The organism is Herpetosiphon llansteffanensis (assembly GCF_003205875.1).
Lineage (GTDB): Bacteria > Chloroflexota > Chloroflexia > Chloroflexales > Herpetosiphonaceae > Herpetosiphon > Herpetosiphon llansteffanensis.
In genome coordinates, this window is record NZ_PUBZ01000120.1 from 16,361 (window position 1) to 36,068 (window position 19,708).

The window sequence follows — 19,708 nt, forward strand, 5'->3', positions numbered from 1 at the left end:
CGCGATGTATCATGTTCCCAATAATCCCAACCTCCAATCAGCATTCGCAGCAATTTTGGATGCATGTATTCAGCGAGGGCCAGGCTTGGGCGTAAGCATCGGCGCGATCTATGGCTCGTATCTCGGGGTAGCGCGTGGTTTTATCGTTGGTAGTTTAGTTGGTGGCATTGTTGGGGTTGTTGGGAGCATGCTCTTGGCCAGTATGATTTATGCTTGGCAACACATGTTTCCATCAACAAACCAGCGCAATTACTCATTGCTGTGGGTTGCACCACTAATGATTGTCATTGGCTATCTTTTAATTAGTTATGGCCTACTTGGCGAACAGCTTCGGCTTGATCACTATCTCTACAATCTGCTGTTAAATAGCACCCACAATACGCGGCTAAGTAGACTGGTCGTCTGGCCAAGCTTGATCATCAGCGCCAGCACTGTATGTGGCGTGCCGCTAATCCTTGCAAAAATCTAAGCTTCCACAACATAACATTTGCAAACAGCCTAGCACCATTATAAATTTGGTCGTTTTGAGTTAAGGAATAGCTGAGATGGAGCAACCACCTGTGCAGCAAATCGTCCAACCGCGCTGGCAGTTAATTCTGAAAGAATGTATTCAACGTGGGATTACATTAGGTGCAATCATCGGAGCGATCTATGGCTTATTTATGGGCTTATTTTTCGGGCTGATCATTGGGCCGCTGATTGGAATAAGTGCAGGTTTGATTGGTGGATGGATGCTCGCGTTGCTGATTTATGCGTGGCGCAAATGGCTGCAACCAGCAACGCTGAGCGAGCAAGCAATTCGTTGGTTAGCTCCATTGCCAATCGGCTTTAGCTATCTGGTTGTTTGCTATCAAATTAGCAACCCACATTATGGTTTTGGCGCATTCATCAAAGAATTGCTTATCAACATCACGCATTTTCAGTTCTTGAGTATTTTTATAACCTGGCCATTGATCATTATGAGCATTACGTTGATTATGGTGATTCCAAGCATCCTCTATGAAACTCAGTCTTATTAATAGGTGGAATCCTACACTAGTCACTCTGTTCGTGGACAAAGATTCAGCATTAATAGAGCGAGGAGCGTTTATGGATCAGGTTTCGGCTAAACCCAAAACTCCTGTCCGTTTTATAACCATAGTTAGCCAATGTCTCGAATATGGTGCGGGCTTAGGCCTGATTATTGGCGGCTTGTATGGAATAGTAGTAGGACTCATGGTCGATCTGCTCCTTGGATTGATTTTTGGGGCAATTTTTGGACTCATCATAGGGATGTTTGTTGGCTCAATTGGCGGGTTGCTGCTGGCGCTGGAGATTTACTGCTGGCGCAGATGGCTCAGCCCACGCAATCTGCACGAAGCAAATCTTTATTGGCTGGCTCCCAGCAGCATTGCCTTGAGCTATTTTTGCCTTTGGTACATGGCACTGCTGAATGATGATCATTATCAGCAGCATCCATTTGCAGGGTTGTTGGAAGCCGAAACCCTCAGCTATGCGATGGGGCCAAGTGTAATTATTGGAATTACGATTCGGCTAATCTTACCCAAACTGCTAGCCCCTAAACCTGCCTCAACGCCAGAGATTAAGCCCTTGTAACAAGGTTGTAACATGCACTTGGCATACTTGCTTATGAGCGAAGAATCTGCTTTACTAAGGGAGTATGCACGATGGAAGAGCTTAATCGCGAGCTTGATCTGCAACCAAGCCTTGGCGAATTAATCGACGAATGCTTTAAATATGGCATTGGTTTGGGTGTCGTTGTAGGCGGCATCTATGGTTTTACCCTTGGCTTATTCGCTGATTTTGCAGTTGCTTTGGTGGCGGCGGTTATTGGGGTAGTCTATGGGGCAGCGATGGGCTTGATTGGCAGCCCAATTGTTGCAATCATCATTCGTAACTGGCGCAAAAGGTTTGGATCAACGTTGATCAGCAATTTCGGGCTATGGTTGCTAACGCCAATCTGTTTGAGTAGCCTGCATAGCCTCAGTTGGTATCCTTTTTTTGCAGCCAACTATTCAATCAAAGCCTATTTTGCTGCTTTTTTGGGCAGTGGCAGCAATTTAAGTTTCCTGCATCTCTCTATTGTTTACCCAAATTGGCTGTTGGTTTTGTTTATGGTATTAGCCTTCCCAGCAGTTTTAGGTCGCTTAGATGAACTATAATCAAGGAGAGATGATGCTTCATTCAACGACGGCTCCGTATCCCAAGCCGAATCTCTGGACAATTGGCAAATTTAGTTTAGGCTTTGGCCTCGCAATTGGCTGCCTTGCAGGCGCGGCGTATGGCCTGTGCCTTAGTTTAGTCGGCATTAGCCATCCGGCGTTTTTGGCAGCGGCGGCCTTGGCGATGGGCTTTGGGGCGATTTTTGGCTTGGGCTTGGGCCTAGCCGAAAGCCTGATCTTAACGCTAGGCATTTATAGCTGGCGGCGCTGGCTCGACCCCGAACAACGGGCCGAAAAATGGTTGCTGTGGTTATTGCCAGCCCTCATCATTGGGTTGCTGCTTGGTATTCGCTGGCTGATGCTTCGGGCTGATCCCAGCGATACTGCGTTGTGGCCATTGATTTTGCACCCAATTGCGATTGGAATTAGCGCCGTACTTGTGCGCTTGGTATTGCCAAATTTACTCAACGAAACCACCAGCGAGTATGTGTAAAAGCTGCCTAGCATCAAGTTGAGAGCGTCCAATGCAAAAGCCAGAGCCACCTTATACCGAACAATATCCTAAATATCGAGTTCCAACCTACTATAAAAGATCGCTTGACTGGAACTTATTAGCTATTCTGAATATTCTGAATGCAGGATTCTTTGCATTTGTTGAATTACGCCTTGTAAGCAGTTCATGCACCGTTGATCGCGGGAGTACCACGTGTGGGCTCGGAGGATTGGCACTCTTCTTTAGCGCTTGGTTGGCGGTAATCTTATGTTTAAAAGGCTTATTCACTATGAATCGCACAGAAAAATCGTTGCGCTGGCTAACAATTGGTGTGCCAAGTATCCAGATGCTTATCTTTACAATTATTTGGCTTATTTGGTAATAGCAGGTTTTCTTAGGCACGATAATCTACTTGTTGCAACAACCTACCCTCACTTCCATGCGTGATCGAAGGATTTTAAATCGGTAGCGAACAGGATTTGTATGCCAGAAATTAATTATCATGTGCCAACAAACCCGAAAAAGCCGAAGCGTGGAATTATTGTATTATCGATCTTGGATATATTGAATACAGCTTTATTTGGGACTTGCTTATTTTCATTGCTTAGTGGAGCCTGTGGTGTCGATCCAGAAGTTGTATGTCGTGCATTTTGGTATATATTATTACTTGTAACTACAGGATTATCTACTGTATTATTAGCAATTGGCATTGGCTTTTTATACTTTTACAAAATATCAACATTTATGCGTTGGATAATGCTTGGATTGCCATGCCTAACCATTTTGAGCTTCAGCATTCTTTGGTTGCTATGGTCATAACGTATTTTCTAGCAGCATAGCTTACGTCATTCCTCATCGCTATTTCGCTTCCATACGTGAGCAAAGGATTTTAATTATCGGTAGCGAACAGGATTTGTATGCCAGAGATCAATTATCATGTGCCAACAAACCCGAAAAAGCCTAAATTTGAATGGCGATTTTCGGTTATTCTCAATATTTTGAATACCGGTTTCTTTCTCGTTGTTGCAACATTGTTGGTTGGCGGAGCCTGTGGAGTTGATCGAGAAGCTGTTTGTCGCGGAATGTCAGGAATGGCACTCATGGCGAGCTGTGGGTTAGCAGCACTCCTCTTGTTCTATGGCGTATATCGCTTTGATCATACATCAGCATTTATGCGCTGGTTTACGATTGGACTACCACTCATTCCAATAATTCTGATAGTCATCAGATTGCTATCATTTAGGTTTTAATGACAAAAAAGAGCGCTGCACCCAAAAGATGAGTGCAGCGCTCGTTGCGTATTTACCAACTACCGCCGGAATCGCCGGAGCTGCTATCGCCACCGCCTCCCCAATCGCCGCCGGAGTCGCCGCCGCCGCTAAACATGCCACCCCAACCTCCGCCGGAGTCACCGGAGCCGCTTGAGCTGTTGTTATCAAAGATGCTGCCGCCGCCGGAGCTACCACCGCCCCAGCCACCGCCACCGCTGCCCCAACCGCCACCATGGTGATGATCGCGACCGCTATTCATCATCGAGCCAATAAACATCCCAGTCAGCAAATCGCCAACATCATTATCGCGCCGACCAGAATAGTGGCCGCTTTGATACTGGCCGCCATACTGTGGCTGATGGCTTTGTTGATAACTTTGCGACGCAGTTTGAATAATTTGGGCCGCTTCGTGGGCATAGCCGTTGGCTTCGCGTGCACTGGCCGCAATCTTTTTCAGTTCTTCTGCATCAGCATTGGGATTATACTGGCGCAGCGTTTGTTGCGCTTTGCTCAGCAAACTACGCCCATTCGAATTAGCGGGCAAGACATGGCCATATTGGGTATACCATTGGTTCGCGTTGTTGAGCGATTGTTGGGCCACTTGCACCGCTTCCGAGGCTTCGCGCCGCAACACTTCCAACGATTGGAAGCTTTCGTACATCGCGCTATACAATGGCGCTGCTTGGCTGATGACCGTGTTATAGCCACCGATTGCCGAATCTAAGGCCCCAGCCCGCGCTTCTTCCTCGTTGCGATCGGCTGAAAGCAGCGAGGTATCGGCTTCAGAAAGGGTGCGGCCAATGGCATCGATTTTTTTGCGATGCTCTGGTTTGGCATCAACTGGGTGCAACTGGGCAAAGTTTTGCAATTTACCAAGCTCTGCCTGCGCAGCTTTGGCCAAATCTTTGGCTTGGGCGCGCTTGGCGTTCATGGTTTCGACTTCAGAACGCGCACCAGCCAAGGCTTGGTCGGCATATTGGCGGGCTTGGGTTACCTGTTGCAACACGCTAATCCAATTTGGCTTTTCGCGCGTCAATTGGCTTTCGACGTTTTGCAGCAACGATTCAGCCTGAGTTAAGGCTTTTTCTGGCACTTTGCCCACATCAGCATCGTTGTTGCGCACATAGCCCCAGCCAAGTTTAATATCGCGCTTGGCATCTTCGATTTGGTGGGTTGCGCTTTTTTGAGCTTCGCGCAAATCGGCCAAACGCTTGCTAATTGCATTCAACAAGGTGTCGGCATAGACCAAACGCTCTTCGGCAGTTTCCAACTCTTCTAAGCCACCAGCCCAATCATCTTGGTCGGGGGCGATTTTGGCTTGTGCTGTTTGCCAAAGTTGGTGCGCTTGCGCGACTGCTGAAGCTGCTTCGCTGCCATTGCCGCGAATATCGCTCCACGATTCGGGCGCGTATTGGTTGACTTCAGCAAACTCGTTGCGGCTTGCTTCCAAACGACCATTCAATTCGAGGCCACGCGCATTAACTGCTTCGAGCCGTTGATTGAACGATTGTTGGGTGCTGGCGAAATCAGGCCCAAGTTTATAGGCACGTTGGGCAATCCGCTCAGCTTCATCAACTAAATCGCTAGCATCAGTTTGGTTAATTTGCACAGCGGCATTTTGCAAAACTTGCTCGCCTTCAGCTACCAACTGTTTTACGCCAGCAGCACGCTTGCCAGTGATGCTTGGCAAATGTTCTTCGGCGGCTTTGAGTTGGGCTTCGGCGCTTTTAAGCCGATCAAGCAATGGTTGAAGTTTGATCAATTGTTCCGACGCTACGCTCGCAGATTGCCGAGCATCGTTAGCATGTTTTGCTGCTAATGATTGAGCGGCCTGCATTACTTGTTGCTGAATCGTGGCAACTTGGGCTTGCGCCTGTTGTCCACCGATGCGTTGCAACAAATCGGCAGCGTCGGTTACCATTTTTTTGCGCGGTCAACCTCGGCTGGCGCTTGCGCGTTAATCGTATCAAGCTCTTTGCGTAAGCCATCCATCGCTTGCAATTCGCTGGTCAATTGACGAACTTGATTGGTAATGCCATCGTAGCCCCCAGCAGCGCCTTCCAAATCGGTCACTGAAGGATTGGCGACGTTATCAATTCGTTCCCCAATATCATCAAACTGAACTTTGATTTGGGTAAAGCTACTTTCAGCAGTCCGATGCCGCTTTTCTAATTCATTGGCTTGGGTCGATGGATAGCTAATTTTGTCGAAGCGTTGTTTTTCGCCTGCATCACGCATTGCTTGCGCAAGGTCAGCAATCGCAACCCCAGCGTTTTTCTTAGCTTGATCAAAGCGTGCCCGCGTATTGACTTGCGCTCCTGCTTCGGCAGCTTGGCTTGAACGGCGCTTGAGCAAGCCTGGCACCACAAAGAAACCAATCGCCACCAAGGCAATAATCACAATAACCCAGACGAGGCTTGAGCCAATGCCGCTGCTGCTACTGCTGCTCTGCGAACTGCTCGAAGCAGCACCAGCAGGGTCGCTGATGACCCGCGAGGTAGCGGTCAGCGCATCAACCAAGCCCCGCGTAGGATCGTTGGCCTTCAAGCCTGCGTTCAGTTGATTATTGCGAATCGCATCCGATTGATTGCCAGTCGTCAAGGCCTGATTGTAGGCGCTACCTGGCAAAATCGAGCTATAACGTGGGTCAAACGAAACATAGTAGATCAAGACATTACTTGGGCGGTCACTCGCCTTTGAGCTATTGCCAATGCCCAGATCTTTCAGGCGGCTATCCAGATAAGCGGTTTCACTTTGGCCGCCAGTGCTGTCGGTCAGCACAACGACCACCAATGCACCTTTATCGCTTAATTGGCGGGCAGCGGTATTGATCCGACTTTCGTCAACATCAACCCCGTTGTTATCGATCACCACTTTGCCGCTTTGGGCAAAACTAGGCGAAGCAAAGAACATCAAACTGAGCATCCAGAGCATCACTATGCTCCAGCGACGTTGTTTCATAGCCAACCTCCAACAAGAAAGAACCAAGCTTGGATTAGGAAGCGCGAATGCCATAGCCTAATCCAAGCCATGGCTATAGCGGCTTACCGTTACTACTACGCAAGTGCTTGCTCAAGGTCGCGCAATAAATCATTAATATCTTCGATCCCTACCGAAAGCCGCACTAAATTGGCTGGTACTTCAAGTTTCGAGCCAGCAACGCTCATATGAGTCATGCCAGCTGGCACTTCAATCAACGATTCAATACCGCCAAGGCTCTCGGCGAGCGTGAAAAGCTTGGTTTTGGTGACCATGGCATTGGCTGCCTCAGCGCCACCTTTGAGCAAAATCGAGATCATGCCACCAAAGCCGCGCATTTGCTCGCGGGCCAAATTGTGTTGCGGGTGCGATGGCAAACCTGGGTAAATCACTTTTTCAACCCCAGGATGTTCGGTTAAGAATTGGGCAATTGCCAAAGCGTTGCGTTCATGCTCGCGCATACGAATGCTCAAGGTTTTGACCCCACGCAGTACCAGCCAGCAATCAAATGGGCCTGGTACAGCGCCTGCAGCATTTTGCAAAAACTTCAATTTCTCATACAGCTCATCGTTCGAGGTCATAATTGCGCCGCCAACCACATCGCTATGGCCGCCGATATATTTGGTCGTGCTATGCAAAACCATATCGGCCCCCAAGGTAATTGGGCGTTGGTTGTAGGGCGAGGCGAAGGTATTATCGACAATCGTCCAAATGCCATGCTCACGCGCAACCCGCGTAATCGCTGCAATCGGAGCCAGCTTCAACAACGGATTGGTTGGAGTTTCCAGCCAAATCAAGCGCGTATTGGGCTTAATCGCCGCCCGTACTGCTTCAGGATCAGCCATATCAACAAAATCAAAGCTCAGACCATGCTCGGTCATCACCCGTTGGAACAAGCGATAGGTTCCGCCATAGACATCATCGCCACAAATCACATGATCGCCAGCTTTGAGCATCAGCATCAAGGTTGTCGAAGCGCCCAAGCCCGAAGCAAACACCAAAGCATGTTTCGCCTCTTCCAAAGCGGCCAAACATGTTTGGAGCGCGGTGCGGGTTGGGTTATCGGTGCGCGAATATTCATAGCCTGTATGGTCGCCAACGCCACGTTGGGCATAGGTTGAAGTCTGATAAATTGGCACAATGACTGCGCCGGTTACTGATTCTGGGTCTTGCCCAGCATGGATGGCGCGGGTTGCAAAGCCATAATCCACAAGTGTGCTCCTTCGTATGCAAAAAAGGCGACATTGCCTACTTGCGATTATAGCACGCTGCTTTTGTTGAGTGAAGGAAGAGCCTAAAACCACAAACGGCTCGCATAATGGAGCCGCTTGTGGGAGAGAAGAGAGAGGAGAAGGTTTGATTTCAGTATAGCGCAATTCGGGCCAAACGCCATCCCACATGATGGTGATTTAGGGGTGATTTTTAATCCCAATTTAATTCTTTTAAGCGCTCAACTGCATCCAACGCTGTAGAACCTTGCGAACATAAAAGGTAAAGACTTTGTAAACGACACAAGCTTGGCAAGATCGCTCGTTCATCAGCATTCAAAGGCCGGATTGATTGATAGCCAGCGATAATTGCTTGTTGCTGAGCCGCCGTGCATGGTTGCCAATTGCGATACAGCGTCAAGCCATGAACTGCTGTCCACGCCAATTCCAGCACAAAGCAGCGCCAACCAACTTCTTCAAAATCTAAAACTGCTTGCAGCCTATCGCCTTTGAACAATAGATTGGCGGCCCGAATATCGTTATGGCACACGCCACGCGGCAAATGTTCAAGCCCTTGTTGCGCTAGTTGATTAAGCTGTTGTTGCAATGGCTCAGCTCCAGGTGTATCACCCAACCATGCAGCCAAGCCCATGCAGACTTGATCTAATGGCAACAGCACTTCGGGTACAGCGGCAGTAGCGGGATATGCTGCCAATATGTGTTGCAGCTTGGCAGTTTCTTCACCAATTCTCCACAACTGTTGGGTAGACTCAGGGTCAGGAGGCGTGCCATCGAGCCACTGTTGGAGATATACACATCGTTCGTTAATCTTAAGCGTTCGTTGGCCAGCCTTGCTTGGGACGATCAACGGGACAGAGATTTGTTGTACTGAAAGCCAGTGTTGAAGCTCAACACTTTGTTCGATTTGAGCATGGCGGCCATGATCAACGCTGATTTTAAAAATCCAGCGATCAGCATCATGTTTGAGCCAAAGAATTGCATTGCCAGCACTAATGCTGCAACGCAAAATTTGAATCTCAGCAAGGCCATAGTGCTCGTGGAGCAGCGCGGACACCCACGCGTTGGCAATGGCAGCATCCCAACCAAAGCGTTGTTGTAGCGCTTGATTGGCATCGCCAGTTTCCCACAAAAGATCGAGTTGTTGCATAATTTACTCACGAAAGGATTATTCGATGAAGAAAATTGGTTTAATTATCGGCGGCGTGATTGCCGTCGCAATCATTGGTGTTATTGCCTATAGCTTGTGGCTCACATCGGATGTAGAGGTATCGACGAGCACACCAGTAGCCGCAACCTTGGTCTTGCCAACCACGGCTCCAACGACTGCTGCCGCGCCAGCAACTCCAACCACCGCCAGCGATAGCAGCGCAGCTGCGACCGCCACAACCGGCACTGAACCAACCACAGATGCTTCACAGCCAGCCGCTGCTGGTGCTAAAATCTACCGCATTGATGCCAGCCAATCAAGTGCTAGCTATCAAGTGCGCGAAACCTTCTTGAAAGATAACCAAATCGTTGATGCAGTTGGCGTAACCAAAGCCATCGCTGGCGATATTTTGATCGATACGGCAACCCCAGCTAACTCACAAGTTGGCGAAATTGTCGTCGACATCAGCCAATTGCAATCAGATAGCGAACGCCGCGACAATGCAATTCGCCGCGAATGGCTGGAGTCATCGCAATATCCTAATGCTGTGTTCAAGAATGCAGTAATTAGCGACTTGCCAAGCGATCTCAAAGAAGGTGTCGAATTTACCTTCAAAATCACTGGCGATATGACGATTCATGATACTACCAACCCAATGACCTTCGATGTGACCGCAACCTTGAATGGCGATACCTTGACCGGTAAAGCCACGACCAAATTCAACATGAGCAGCTTCAACGTCGATGCTCCTGATATTGGCGGCATGCTCAAGGCCGAAGATGAAGTCTTGTTGACCTTGGATTTGGTTGCCAAGGCGGTTGCTCAATAATTGATTTGACGAGGAAATGTAAAATCGCCCTGATCGTAATGATCAGGGCGATTTTGTTGGTTCCAATTAGACTAATTCGGCTTCTGGCTCGACGCTGGGATTTTCCAACTCGGCGGCCTCACGTTCAGTACGCAAGACCACTTCGTTATCCTCAAGCTCGATATGAATCTTATCGCCATCTTTGAAGCGACCTTGCAGCAAGCCTTCAGCCAAGCCATCTTCGATCATATTGGTGATGACGCGGCGCAATGGACGAGCGCCATAGGTTGGGTCGTAGCCGCGTTTGGCCAACAGATCCAAGGTTTCATCAGTTACCAACAGATCAATTTGATGATCGACCAATTGCTTGCGCACGCGGTTGACTTCCAAGCGCGCGATGTTGCGAATCTCAATATCGGTCAATGGGTGGAAAATGATCGTCCCATCAATCCGATTGAGAAATTCTGGGCGGAACATGCGCTTCAGTTCGTCGTCGACCTTCTTGCGCGTGTCCTCAATATCGATTGTGTTGCGATTGCCACCAAAGCCAATCCGCGAACCACGGCGAATTTGCTCAGTCCCGACGTTCGAAGTCATAATAATCACGGTATTGCGGAAATCGACCCGCCGACCTTTGCCGTCGGTCAAGTTGCCATCTTCCAACACTTGCAACAGCAAGTTGAAAGTATCGGGATGGGCTTTTTCGATTTCGTCGAACAGCACCACGCTATAGGGGCGACGACGCACAGCATCGGTCAATTGACCGCCTTCGCCATAGCCGACGTAGCCTGGAGGCGAGCCGACCAAACGCGACGTATTGAAGCGTTCTTGGAATTCCGACATATCGATTTTGATCAAGGCATCTTCTGAGCCAAACATAAACTCAGCCAAGGCCTTGGCAAGCAAAGTTTTACCAACCCCGGTTGGCCCCAAGAAAATGAACGAGCCAATTGGGCGCTTGGGATCTTTCAAGCCTGCGCGGGCACGCCGCACAGCCCGAGCAATAGTCGAAATTGGTTCTTCTTGGCCAATTACCCGCTCATGCAGATAATCTTCCATCTTCATGAGCCGCTCGGTTTCTTCGCTAGCTAAGCGCATCACCGGAATCCCAGTCCACATTGCTACAACTTCAGCAATATCTTCTTGGGTAACGTAGGGCTTGCCCTTGCGTTGTTCAGAGCCACGGCTCTTTTCTTCTTCGTCCTCAAGATCGGTGATGCGTTGGAGCATGCGCTCTTCGCGAATCCGCAGATCTTGCACGACTTCGAATTGCCCTTCTTCAAGCGCTGCGTCTTTTTCCTTGCGAATCGCATCAAGCCCACGCAAGGCATCGCGCAAAGCTGATGGCGTGGCTGAGCGATACATGCGCACCCGTGACGAAGCTTCGTCAATCAAGTCGATCGCTTTATCGGGCAAGAAACGGTCGGGAACGTAGCGAGCACTGAGCACGGCGGCGGCAGTAATCGCTTCATCTTCAATTTGCAATTGATGGAAATCTTCGTAGCGAGTTTTGATCCCACGCAAGATTTCGATTGTTTCCTCGATGGTTGGTTCATCGACCATTACTGGTTGGAAACGGCGTTCGAGCGCTGCATCTTTTTCAATATATTTGCGGAACTCATCGAGGGTGGTTGCGCCGATACATTGCAATTCGCCGCGTGAAAGCGCTGGTTTGAGAATATTGGCGGCATCGAGCGTGCCTTCAGCTCCGCCAGCGCCAATAATCGTATGGAATTCATCGATGAAGAGAATACAGCGGCTTTCTTTAATTTCGTCAACAACCCGCTTGAGGCGCTCTTCGAATTGCCCGCGATATTTGGTTCCAGCCACCAAAGCACCCATATCAAGCGTTACCAAACGCTTGCCTTTGAGAGAATCTGGAACATCATCGGCAACAATTCTTTGGGCCAAGCCTTCAGCGATTGCGGTTTTCCCAACCCCAGGTTCGCCGATGAGGGCAGGGTTATTTTTGGTACGGCGTGACAAAATTTGAATCACGCGCTCAATTTCATCTTTGCGCCCAACCACAGGATCGAGGCGGCCAGCTTCGGCCAACTCGGTCAAATCGGTTGAAAGGGCATCGAGATAGGGCGTTTTGCTTTGTTTGGCTTGGCGTTCGCCACCAGCGCTTGGGCTTGGTGTGCTGCTGCCGCCAACGCCTTGACGCATCATACGCATCACTTGAGTGCGCACTTGGTCAAGCCCAACATTCATAATTTCGAGCACACCGGTGGCGACACCTTCTGCATTGCGCACCAAACCAAGCAAAATATGTTCAGTGCTGATGTAGGTATGATTGAGTTTGCGAGCTTCATCGATAGCATACTCAAAAACTTTTTTCGCCCGGGCGGTTAAATCAATTTCTGAGGTTGAGCGTGGGCCATCGCCATGCCCAACAATAAATTCAACAGCATTCCGTGCTTTTGTGATGGTAACACCAAGTTCAGCCAACACACGAGCGGCGACCCCTTCACCTTCCAAAATCAAGCCCAGCAATAAATGCTCGGTGCCGATATAGGGATGATTAAACGCTCGCGCCTCTTCTTGGGCAAAGCTCATCACTTGCTTAGCGCGGCGGCTCATTTTGTCGTATGCACCCATATGTTTGCTCCAAAGCAAGGCAACCTTAGGATAAGTAAGATTAAGCCTTGGCGTGTTATCTATGACAATAGTCGATGCTGCTAGGTGTCGATAGGTCGTACAATGCTGATTGGGAGTGCTCTCGAAACTGGGGCAGCATCTCGGCTTCATTCTTTGGCAATGGGTGTGCCGCATCGGAAGCGTCGTGCCTTAATTGTATCACTATCTACGGATCAGACATGCCCATTTTATTAGCGTTTTGCTTGAAATGGGCATGTCTCACGCAGCAGGAGAATAATGAGGGTTTTATCAACCCTTGTCCCTGCAAGCAACTATGCTTCAGAAGCATCGCTCTCAGTTGATTCGGTGTTAGCACTTGATTCAGCAGTTGCAGGCTCAGCTGCTTCGGTTACAGCCGTTGCTTCTGCTGCGTCGGTTGCTTCTGCTGTATCTGCTACTTCGCTGCTACCATTGCGCATGCTCAAGCCAATGCGCTTACGCGATGGATCGATGCGAATAATGCGCGCTGAAACCGTATCGCCTTCGTTGATGACATCGCGCGGGTGCTGAATCCGTTCATCGCTCATTTCTGAGATGTGGATCAGACCTTCGATGCCATCTTCGAGCCGCACAAACGCGCCAAACGCTGTGAGTTGGGTCACAACGCCAGAAACAGCTTGGCCAATTTGATAGCGGTCGGTAACGGTTGTCCAAGGCTCGGCTTGGGTACGTTTGATGCTCAAGGCAATGCGTTTTTTATCTTCGTCAACGCTTAAAATATACACATTGACTGCATCGCCAACTTTTAGCACTTCCTCTGGATGCTTGACGCGACTCCACGAAAGCTCTGAAAGGTGCACCAACCCATCAGCCCCGCCAATATCGACAAAGGCCCCGAAATCGCAGAGGCTGGTCACGCGACCACTGCGCACCGCGCCTGGTTCCAATTTTTCGAGCAGCTGATCCTTGCGTGAATCGCGCACTTCTTGAACTGCTTGGCGCTCGGATAAAATCAGGCGATTGCGTGAGCGATTGATTTCGATGATTTTGAGCGGCAAGGTTTGGCCAACCAGTTTCGCCATATCCGATTGTTTTTGCACATCGGAGCCACGACTAACACTGCTGACCTGCGATGATGGCACAAAACCACGTACGCCGGTTAGGTTGACCAACAGACCACCTTTGTTGTAGTTGGTCACGGCAGCGTGAATCACATCGCCAGCTTCATGGTTGACTTGCAAGGCGCGCCAGCTCTTTTCTTGGCGTGCTTTATCGATCGACAACACGATACGCCCTTCAGCGTCTTCGGTTTGAACGACTGTAACAAGCAAGACATCGCCAACCTTGAGTTCGGCGCGTTCTTCCGACGACAGACTGGTCATCTCGCGACCTGGCACCACGCCCTCAGACTTGGAGCCAATATCGACTAGCACCTCGTCGCGATCAACGCGAACAATCGTGCCATCGACCGAATCACCATACTTGAGATTGCGATAATCGTGGGCTGGATCACGGAGATAGGCCTCCAGCAAAGCACGATCATCATCGCTAAACTGATCGGCCTCTGGGGTCGCGTCCAATCCTGTGCTAGGAAGCACATCAGATTGATCCATGCCCGGTTTTGTTTGCTCGTCCATAATGCGTCGTCCTTTTGCCAAAAGAGGATTCCCGAGGAAGGGCGGACAGCGTGAACCCGATATCAAAATTATACAGAAGCAGTATCCAAAAGGCAAGGTTTTTTTAGATGTGGGGATCGGTTGTTGATCCACGAAGGACACGAAGGACACGAAGAACGGCAACCGCGAAGCTCACAATGTACCCAAAGGCTAGATTTTTTAGCCACGAATTCCACGAAGCCTAATTTCTGTTTAGCTACGGATTGCACAGATTGGCTCAGATTATTAATTTCCCATAGCCATCAGCCAAAAGCCCATAGCCTTCCTTATTATCTGCATCGCCGCGTTAAAACCCGATCCCCAGTCCCCAACATCCGATCCCCAACTCCTATGTTCTCTGCTCTATGCTCTTTGTTCTTCATACTTTTGATCTACAATGGAGTGCATTTAATTCTATCCAAGCATAGTGAGGATTCTCATGAGCGAGATTAATCAACAGGCTTTACTGGCGATTGGGCCGCTTGATGGCCGCTATCGTAAAGATGTTGAGGCGCTTAGTGGTCATTTTAGCGAAGCCGCTTTATGGCGCTATCGCGTGCGGGTTGAAGTTGAATATTTATTATTTTTGGCACGCGCACCACGAATTGGCCTGATCGAAGGCATCGATGGTCAGTTGGCTGGCGCGTTACGCAATTTATATCGTCAATTTAGCGTTGAAGATGCAATCGCAATTGCCACATGGGATCGCAAAGTCAACCACGATGTGAAGGCTGTCGAATATTGGCTGCGCGAAAAGCTCGATAAGTTTGGGCTTGGCCAGTATAAAGAGGCGGTGCACTTTGCGCTGACTTCGGAAGATGTCAACAATCTAGCCTATGCCTTGATGGTGCAAGAATCACGCGATGTTGTGCTGTTGCCAGCTTTGGGCCACATTCTCGGCCAATTGCGTGATATGCAAATTGAGCATGCGGAAGCACCATTATTGGCCAAAACCCACGGCCAACCAGCCACCCCAACTACGATGGGCAAAGAAATTGCAGTCTTTGCAGCACGCGTCAACCGCGCAATCGAGCAATTGGTGCATATCCGTTTAACTGGCAAACTGAATGGGGCAACTGGCACGTTTGCTGCCCATCACGCCGCCTTGCCCGATGTTGACTGGATCACATTTAGCTCGGCGTTTGTGAAGTTTTTGGGCTTGGAACCAACCCTGCTGAGCACCCAAATCGAGCCTCACGATAGCGTGGTTGAGGTTGGCGATGCGTTGCGCCGCGTCAACACGATTTTGGTTGATCTTTCGCAAGATATGTGGCGCTACATTTCCGATTCGGTGTTTGGCCAAGCAAGCGTGGCTGGCGAAGTTGGCTCATCGACGATGCCGCACAAAGTTAATCCGATTGACTTTGAAAATGCAGAAGGCAATTTGTTGCTTGCCAATAGCTTGCTCGAATTTTTTGGCCGCAAGTTGCCAATTTCGCGCTTGCAACGAGATCTCTCAGATAGCACGGTATTGCGCAATTTGGGCGTAGCATTCGGCCATAGTTTGTTTGCCTATCAACGCTTGCTCAAAGGCTTGCGCAAATTGGCCTTCAACGCCGACAAAGCCTACGCCGAGTTGGCCAGCCATCCTGAAGTGCTCACCGAAGCAATTCAAACAATTTTGCGCCGCGAGCGCTACCCAGAGCCATACGAAGCCATGAAAAAGCTGGCTCGCGGTCGCCAAATTACGCTCGAAGATTTGCATAGTTTTATCGACGAGCTTGATGTGCGACCCGAAGTGCGTGAGGAATTGCATGCATTACGCCCAGAAACCTACATCGGCTTAGCCGCCAAGCTGGCCCGCAAGAAGATTTAAATTCGCTTAGCCCCGAAGCGCAGCACTGTTATTCGGGGCTTGCTTGTGCCGCAAACAAGGCAGCGCCAATAATTCCAGCATCGTTGGTCAAGCGGGCTGGCACTAATTTGGCCCGAATCCGAATCCGATCCAGAAATTGATCAGCATCTTTGCTCACACCACCACCAAGAATAATTAAATCGGGCCAGAGCATCACTTCGATTGTTTGCAAAAATAGCTCCACGCCTTGCGCCCATTGCTCCCAGCTTTGGTTTTGATCTTCGCGTACGCTGGCAGCAGCCCACTCGTGGCCTGGTTTGCCACGCACGATAATCTGGCCAAGCTCCAAATTGGGCAATAAATCGTGATCATGGAAGAGTGCAGTGCCAATGCCTGTGCCCAATGTCAGCATCAGCAACGTGCCCATCACTTCGCGGCCTGCACCAAAGGTAATTTCGGCTAGGCCAGCAGCATCAGCATCGTTGATGACGGTTACTTCACGATCAAAATGTTTGCTGAAGCGCGCTGCCACCTCGCAATGCAACCAACGTTGATCAATATTTGAGGCCGTACGCACAATTCCACGCTGCACCACCGCCGGAAAGCCACAGCCAATTGGCCCTTGCCAAGTAAAATGATCAACCAATTCTTGCACAACTTCGAGCACAGAGTCGGGCGTGGCAGGCTGCGGCGTGTCGCGGCGCTGCACCTCGGCCAATAATTTGCCAGTTTTACAATCGACCGGAGCCGCTTTAATCCCCGTGCCGCCAATATCGAGGCCTAAAATCTGCATGCATAATCCTCCCGCAAAGTAGCTTAATCAATGCAAGCACAGACTATGCCTTGAAGTCCGATCCAAGCGGGCGGTTTGTGCGTAGCAATAACGAGTAGCTTAGTTGGAGCATTGCAATGCGTAGATTTTCGCGCTGGCTTGAACGCCAGAGCAAGGGTTGGCTGGTACTGGTTGGGCTGGCAATTTTCGCTGGTTTTTTGGGCTTTGTATTGCCGCAACAAGCGCAAAAGTCGCAGCAATATAGCGCCAATGTTGGTTCGCCGGATAGTAGTTTATTCTACAGTGCTGACGATTTGTATCGGTTTGCCGAAGCCTATGGCCCAGAAGGTCGGGCTGAATATGTTGCGGCGCGGTTTAGCTTTGATCTGATTTGGCCCTTGGCTTATACGCTGTTTTTGGCCACCGCCATTAGTTGGTTGGGCCAACGCGCGTTTGCTGCAAACAGCAATTGGCGCTTGCTGAATCTGGTACCAATTATCGGTTTAGGGCTTGATTATGCAGAAAATTGTGGCGCAGCGCTGGTGATGGGTCGTTATCCTGAGCGCACACCAATTATCGATTGGCTCACGCCGTGGTTGAGTGCCAGCAAGTGGCTGTTTGTTAATGGCAGCTTTGTGGTATTGGTAGCAGTCGGCTTGATTTATCTTTGGCAGCGCATAAAAAAACACCGCAGTAATGCATAAAACTGCGGTGTCAGCACATTATGTAGCGTTATTATTTATCTTTGGTTAACGTCAGCACTGGCTTATCGTTTTCCAACGCATACGAAAATGTGTAGTAGCCAGGAGCCAACTCAGGCGTACCAACATGCTTTTCGGGGTAAATTACATCGAGATATTGTTTGCCATCGACAGTGACGAAATTCATCTTGCGATAGTTGGCAAGCACTGGCTCGTGAGCCTGATACTCGGTAATATGGCCAGAGCTAATTGCGCCATAGGGCGTAGTTTCTTGGCCAACCCCGCCAGCACCAAGCCAAAAATTCTCAATATCGATGTCGCTATCGTTGCGAATTCGAATATGCACTTTATCCATGTCATCACCACCACAACCAGCAAGGCTGATTAATAACAGACTAAACAGCAGCCACAAACGAACAATCTTCATAGCCTAGCCAGCCACTAGCTCTTCAATTGGCGTATTGAGCAACTCGTTGATCAACGATGCAGTTACGCCCATAAAATTGGCAGTGGTTGCCGTAAAGTAGTCGATTGTTTGATTGGGGTGGGGCAGGGCGAGCCATTGTTGACCACCAGCGCCAATTAATGCACCCACCAAGCGCATGCCCACAGCTTTGGCCTCAATCGTGCGCAAAATCGTCACCGTGCCGCGGCTAGCAGTTGCTTGCAAGGTTTCGGCAAAATATTGGGCTGCTTCGGGCGCTAGGCCTTGTTGCGCCAACCAACGTGGGTCGGGATTATCTTTGGCTTGCTCGACCAATTCGCGGGGGAAGTTGAAGCCAGCATCTGGCTGAGCACTATCTTGATAGCCCAAACTATGGGCCAAGCGTTCGGTCATCACATCGATGTTGGTGAGGGCAACCAAGGTATATTGGCCGCCGACCAAGCTCATTTCGATGATACCGCTGGGCGAGAAATAATGGCTTACGCCTTGGCGGCCACTTGCGCGATGTTGCCATTCACTGACCACCACCAGATCTGGTTCGGCAACGGTTGCAATCACCATCATCAAAGGATCGGTCATGGAAAAATGGCCAGCAGCCTCATCCCAAACAATCCACTGATCGGCTTGAAGCTCAGCCAAACCCTGATCCCATTGCGCTTGGCGCTGGGCCGGATCAGCTGGGAACAAAGCAGCATCATCGCCACCGATCACATTTTGAGCATGAACCATCCCCAAGAGATACGAAAATTGAGCAGTGCTGAACTGCAATGGGTAGGTTAATTCGCGTGTTTGTGCCATCTTCTGGCCTCCTGCTGAAATGGGCAGTGGATCGGCGTTGCAACAACGTCCAAGCCACTGCCCATTATACGATTAAGCTTAAGGATTACCTAGAAGGTTTTGGAGAACCAATCTTTGACTCCACCCCAGGTATTTTGCACATCCTTTTTGACATCGCCGAACCAATTGACTGCATCTTGGGCTTTGCCAATCAAGCTGCCAGCGCCGTTACTGATGGTCGCACCGATGCCGGTGTTGCCCATTTTTTCGTTCCAGTAGCGAATACCAGATTCTTGGCCGGTCAATGGGTTGGCCGTGTCGCGGCGTTCCAAGCCAAGGTAGTTGTAGCCTGGGCCACTGTCGTGATAGTTGAAGAGGTAGCCAGCAGCATCGTGGACTGCGCCGTGATAGCTGACTGGTGAATCGCCCAAGTCAATTGCCTTGTTACCAGGGCCAACCAAGCCACCGCTTGGGTTGAGCATCGAAGCAAATACTGGGTCGATGCCCAATACGTCGCCGACGACTTTACCATAGCGCAAGCTTGAGGTGCTGCCCATGAAATCGCCGTGGAAGGTTTGGTTGATTGATTCGACTGCTGATTGACCGTTGGCTGCGCCAGTTTTGGCTGCTTGATCGCGCAATTCAAGGAACTTGGCATAGTCGGCTTGAACTTTTTCGATTGGCAAGCCACGGGCTGCGGCAATCTTCTTCAGGGCTTCTTCGACTTGTTCAGGAGTCGCGTTGCCACTGGTGAGCAATTCCATGGCTGAGTTCAACTCAGGGTTGCCAGCACCTTGGAATTGTTGGCCGACCAAATCGCCCATGTATTTATCATTGAAGACTTGATCTGGTGACATTGGGCTTTGGCTGGTTTCACCACCACCGCCACCGCCG

General features: G+C 49.8%; 21 protein-coding genes. 11 read left to right on the top strand and 10 right to left on the bottom strand.

Translation table 11 applies throughout. From position 1 onward, the window contains the following. Positions 1 to 4 precede the first annotated feature (4 nt). From C5S61_RS19235 to C5S61_RS26660, 8 genes are all read left to right on the top strand, one after another. On the top strand, positions 5 to 469 hold the full coding sequence (locus tag C5S61_RS19235) for a hypothetical protein (RefSeq protein ID WP_110517615.1): 465 nt from the start codon (positions 5 to 7) through the stop codon (positions 467 to 469). 76 nt (positions 470 to 545) lie between these two features. Next, the gene (locus C5S61_RS19240) at positions 546 to 1,019 is read left to right on the top strand and encodes a hypothetical protein (RefSeq protein WP_110517617.1); all 474 of its coding nucleotides are present in this window, start codon (positions 546 to 548) and stop codon (positions 1,017 to 1,019) included. Positions 1,020 to 1,089: 70 nt separating this feature from the next. Then, entirely contained in the window at positions 1,090 to 1,596 is a 507-nt protein-coding gene (locus C5S61_RS19245; RefSeq protein ID WP_110517619.1) for a hypothetical protein, read from the top strand. A 71-nt stretch (positions 1,597 to 1,667) separates the two neighbouring features. Then, positions 1,668 to 2,162, top strand: a complete 495-nt coding sequence (locus C5S61_RS19250; protein WP_110517621.1) for a hypothetical protein — start codon at positions 1,668 to 1,670, stop codon at positions 2,160 to 2,162. Between the two features lie 13 nt (positions 2,163 to 2,175). After that, on the top strand, positions 2,176 to 2,655 hold the full coding sequence (locus tag C5S61_RS19255) for a cytochrome c-type biogenesis protein (RefSeq protein ID WP_110517623.1): 480 nt from the start codon (positions 2,176 to 2,178) through the stop codon (positions 2,653 to 2,655). Between the two features lie 31 nt (positions 2,656 to 2,686). Next, positions 2,687 to 3,037 carry a hypothetical protein gene (locus C5S61_RS26650; protein ID WP_124033467.1) on the top strand — a complete coding sequence of 117 codons (351 nt, stop codon included), beginning with the start codon at positions 2,687 to 2,689 and terminating at the stop codon, positions 3,035 to 3,037. A 101-nt stretch (positions 3,038 to 3,138) separates the two neighbouring features. Then, a complete protein-coding gene (locus C5S61_RS26655; RefSeq protein ID WP_124033468.1) occupies positions 3,139 to 3,474 on the top strand; it encodes a hypothetical protein in 336 nt (111 codons plus the stop codon). Positions 3,475 to 3,572: 98 nt separating this feature from the next. Further along, entirely contained in the window at positions 3,573 to 3,905 is a 333-nt protein-coding gene (locus tag C5S61_RS26660; RefSeq protein ID WP_124033469.1) for a hypothetical protein, read from the top strand. A 52-nt stretch (positions 3,906 to 3,957) separates the two neighbouring features. Here the strand turns inward: C5S61_RS26660 and C5S61_RS19260 are convergent, their stop codons facing one another. The 4 genes from C5S61_RS19260 to C5S61_RS19275 all read right to left on the bottom strand — a co-directional run bounded on the left by C5S61_RS19260 (position 3,958) and on the right by C5S61_RS19275 (position 9,281). After that, positions 3,958 to 5,847, bottom strand: coding sequence for a coiled-coil domain-containing protein (locus C5S61_RS19260; protein WP_110517625.1), 1,890 nt, complete (start codon positions 5,845 to 5,847; stop codon positions 3,958 to 3,960). Next, positions 5,841 to 6,887, bottom strand: coding sequence for a TPM domain-containing protein (locus C5S61_RS19265; protein ID WP_164689648.1), 1,047 nt, complete (start codon positions 6,885 to 6,887; stop codon positions 5,841 to 5,843). The genes C5S61_RS19260 and C5S61_RS19265 overlap by 7 nt, the downstream gene beginning before the upstream one ends. Before the next feature lie 95 nt (positions 6,888 to 6,982). After that, positions 6,983 to 8,116 carry a cystathionine gamma-synthase gene (locus tag C5S61_RS19270; protein WP_054535207.1) on the bottom strand — a complete coding sequence of 378 codons (1,134 nt, stop codon included), beginning with the start codon at positions 8,114 to 8,116 and terminating at the stop codon, positions 6,983 to 6,985. A gap of 211 nt (positions 8,117 to 8,327) precedes the next feature. Continuing rightward, positions 8,328 to 9,281, bottom strand: coding sequence for a phosphotransferase enzyme family protein (locus C5S61_RS19275; protein WP_110517629.1), 954 nt, complete (start codon positions 9,279 to 9,281; stop codon positions 8,328 to 8,330). Between the two features lie 25 nt (positions 9,282 to 9,306). On the opposite strand from C5S61_RS19275, the gene C5S61_RS19280 reads away from it, so the two are divergent. Then, positions 9,307 to 10,110, top strand: a complete 804-nt coding sequence (locus C5S61_RS19280; RefSeq protein ID WP_110517631.1) for a YceI family protein — start codon at positions 9,307 to 9,309, stop codon at positions 10,108 to 10,110. Positions 10,111 to 10,176: 66 nt separating this feature from the next. Here C5S61_RS19280 and C5S61_RS19285 read toward each other — a convergent pair whose 3' ends face one another. Further along, positions 10,177 to 12,690, bottom strand: a complete 2,514-nt coding sequence (locus C5S61_RS19285; RefSeq protein WP_110517633.1) for an ATP-dependent Clp protease ATP-binding subunit — start codon at positions 12,688 to 12,690, stop codon at positions 10,177 to 10,179. Positions 12,691 to 13,001: 311 nt separating this feature from the next. Next, the gene (gene rpsA, locus C5S61_RS19290; protein WP_240614535.1) at positions 13,002 to 14,306 is read right to left on the bottom strand and encodes a 30S ribosomal protein S1; all 1,305 of its coding nucleotides are present in this window, start codon (positions 14,304 to 14,306) and stop codon (positions 13,002 to 13,004) included. Positions 14,307 to 14,763: 457 nt separating this feature from the next. Between rpsA and purB the strand changes: the two genes are divergently transcribed. Then, on the top strand, positions 14,764 to 16,140 hold the full coding sequence (gene purB / locus C5S61_RS19295; protein ID WP_110517635.1) for an adenylosuccinate lyase: 1,377 nt from the start codon (positions 14,764 to 14,766) through the stop codon (positions 16,138 to 16,140). Between the two features lie 28 nt (positions 16,141 to 16,168). Here purB and ppgK read toward each other — a convergent pair whose 3' ends face one another. Next, positions 16,169 to 16,912 carry a polyphosphate--glucose phosphotransferase gene (gene ppgK, locus C5S61_RS19300; protein WP_110517637.1) on the bottom strand — a complete coding sequence of 248 codons (744 nt, stop codon included), beginning with the start codon at positions 16,910 to 16,912 and terminating at the stop codon, positions 16,169 to 16,171. 116 nt (positions 16,913 to 17,028) lie between these two features. On the opposite strand from ppgK, the gene C5S61_RS19305 reads away from it, so the two are divergent. Continuing rightward, positions 17,029 to 17,595, top strand: coding sequence for a hypothetical protein (locus C5S61_RS19305; RefSeq protein ID WP_110517639.1), 567 nt, complete (start codon positions 17,029 to 17,031; stop codon positions 17,593 to 17,595). A gap of 31 nt (positions 17,596 to 17,626) precedes the next feature. Here the strand turns inward: C5S61_RS19305 and C5S61_RS19310 are convergent, their stop codons facing one another. The 3 genes from C5S61_RS19310 to C5S61_RS26915 form a co-directional block, all read right to left on the bottom strand. Continuing rightward, positions 17,627 to 18,019, bottom strand: a complete 393-nt coding sequence (locus C5S61_RS19310; protein WP_110517641.1) for a hypothetical protein — start codon at positions 18,017 to 18,019, stop codon at positions 17,627 to 17,629. A 3-nt stretch (positions 18,020 to 18,022) separates the two neighbouring features. Further along, positions 18,023 to 18,835, bottom strand: a complete 813-nt coding sequence (locus C5S61_RS19315) for a hypothetical protein (protein WP_110517643.1) — start codon at positions 18,833 to 18,835, stop codon at positions 18,023 to 18,025. 89 nt (positions 18,836 to 18,924) lie between these two features. Then, on the bottom strand, positions 18,925 to 19,708 hold a 784-nt coding region (locus C5S61_RS26915), incomplete at its 5' end, for a hypothetical protein (RefSeq protein WP_164689650.1).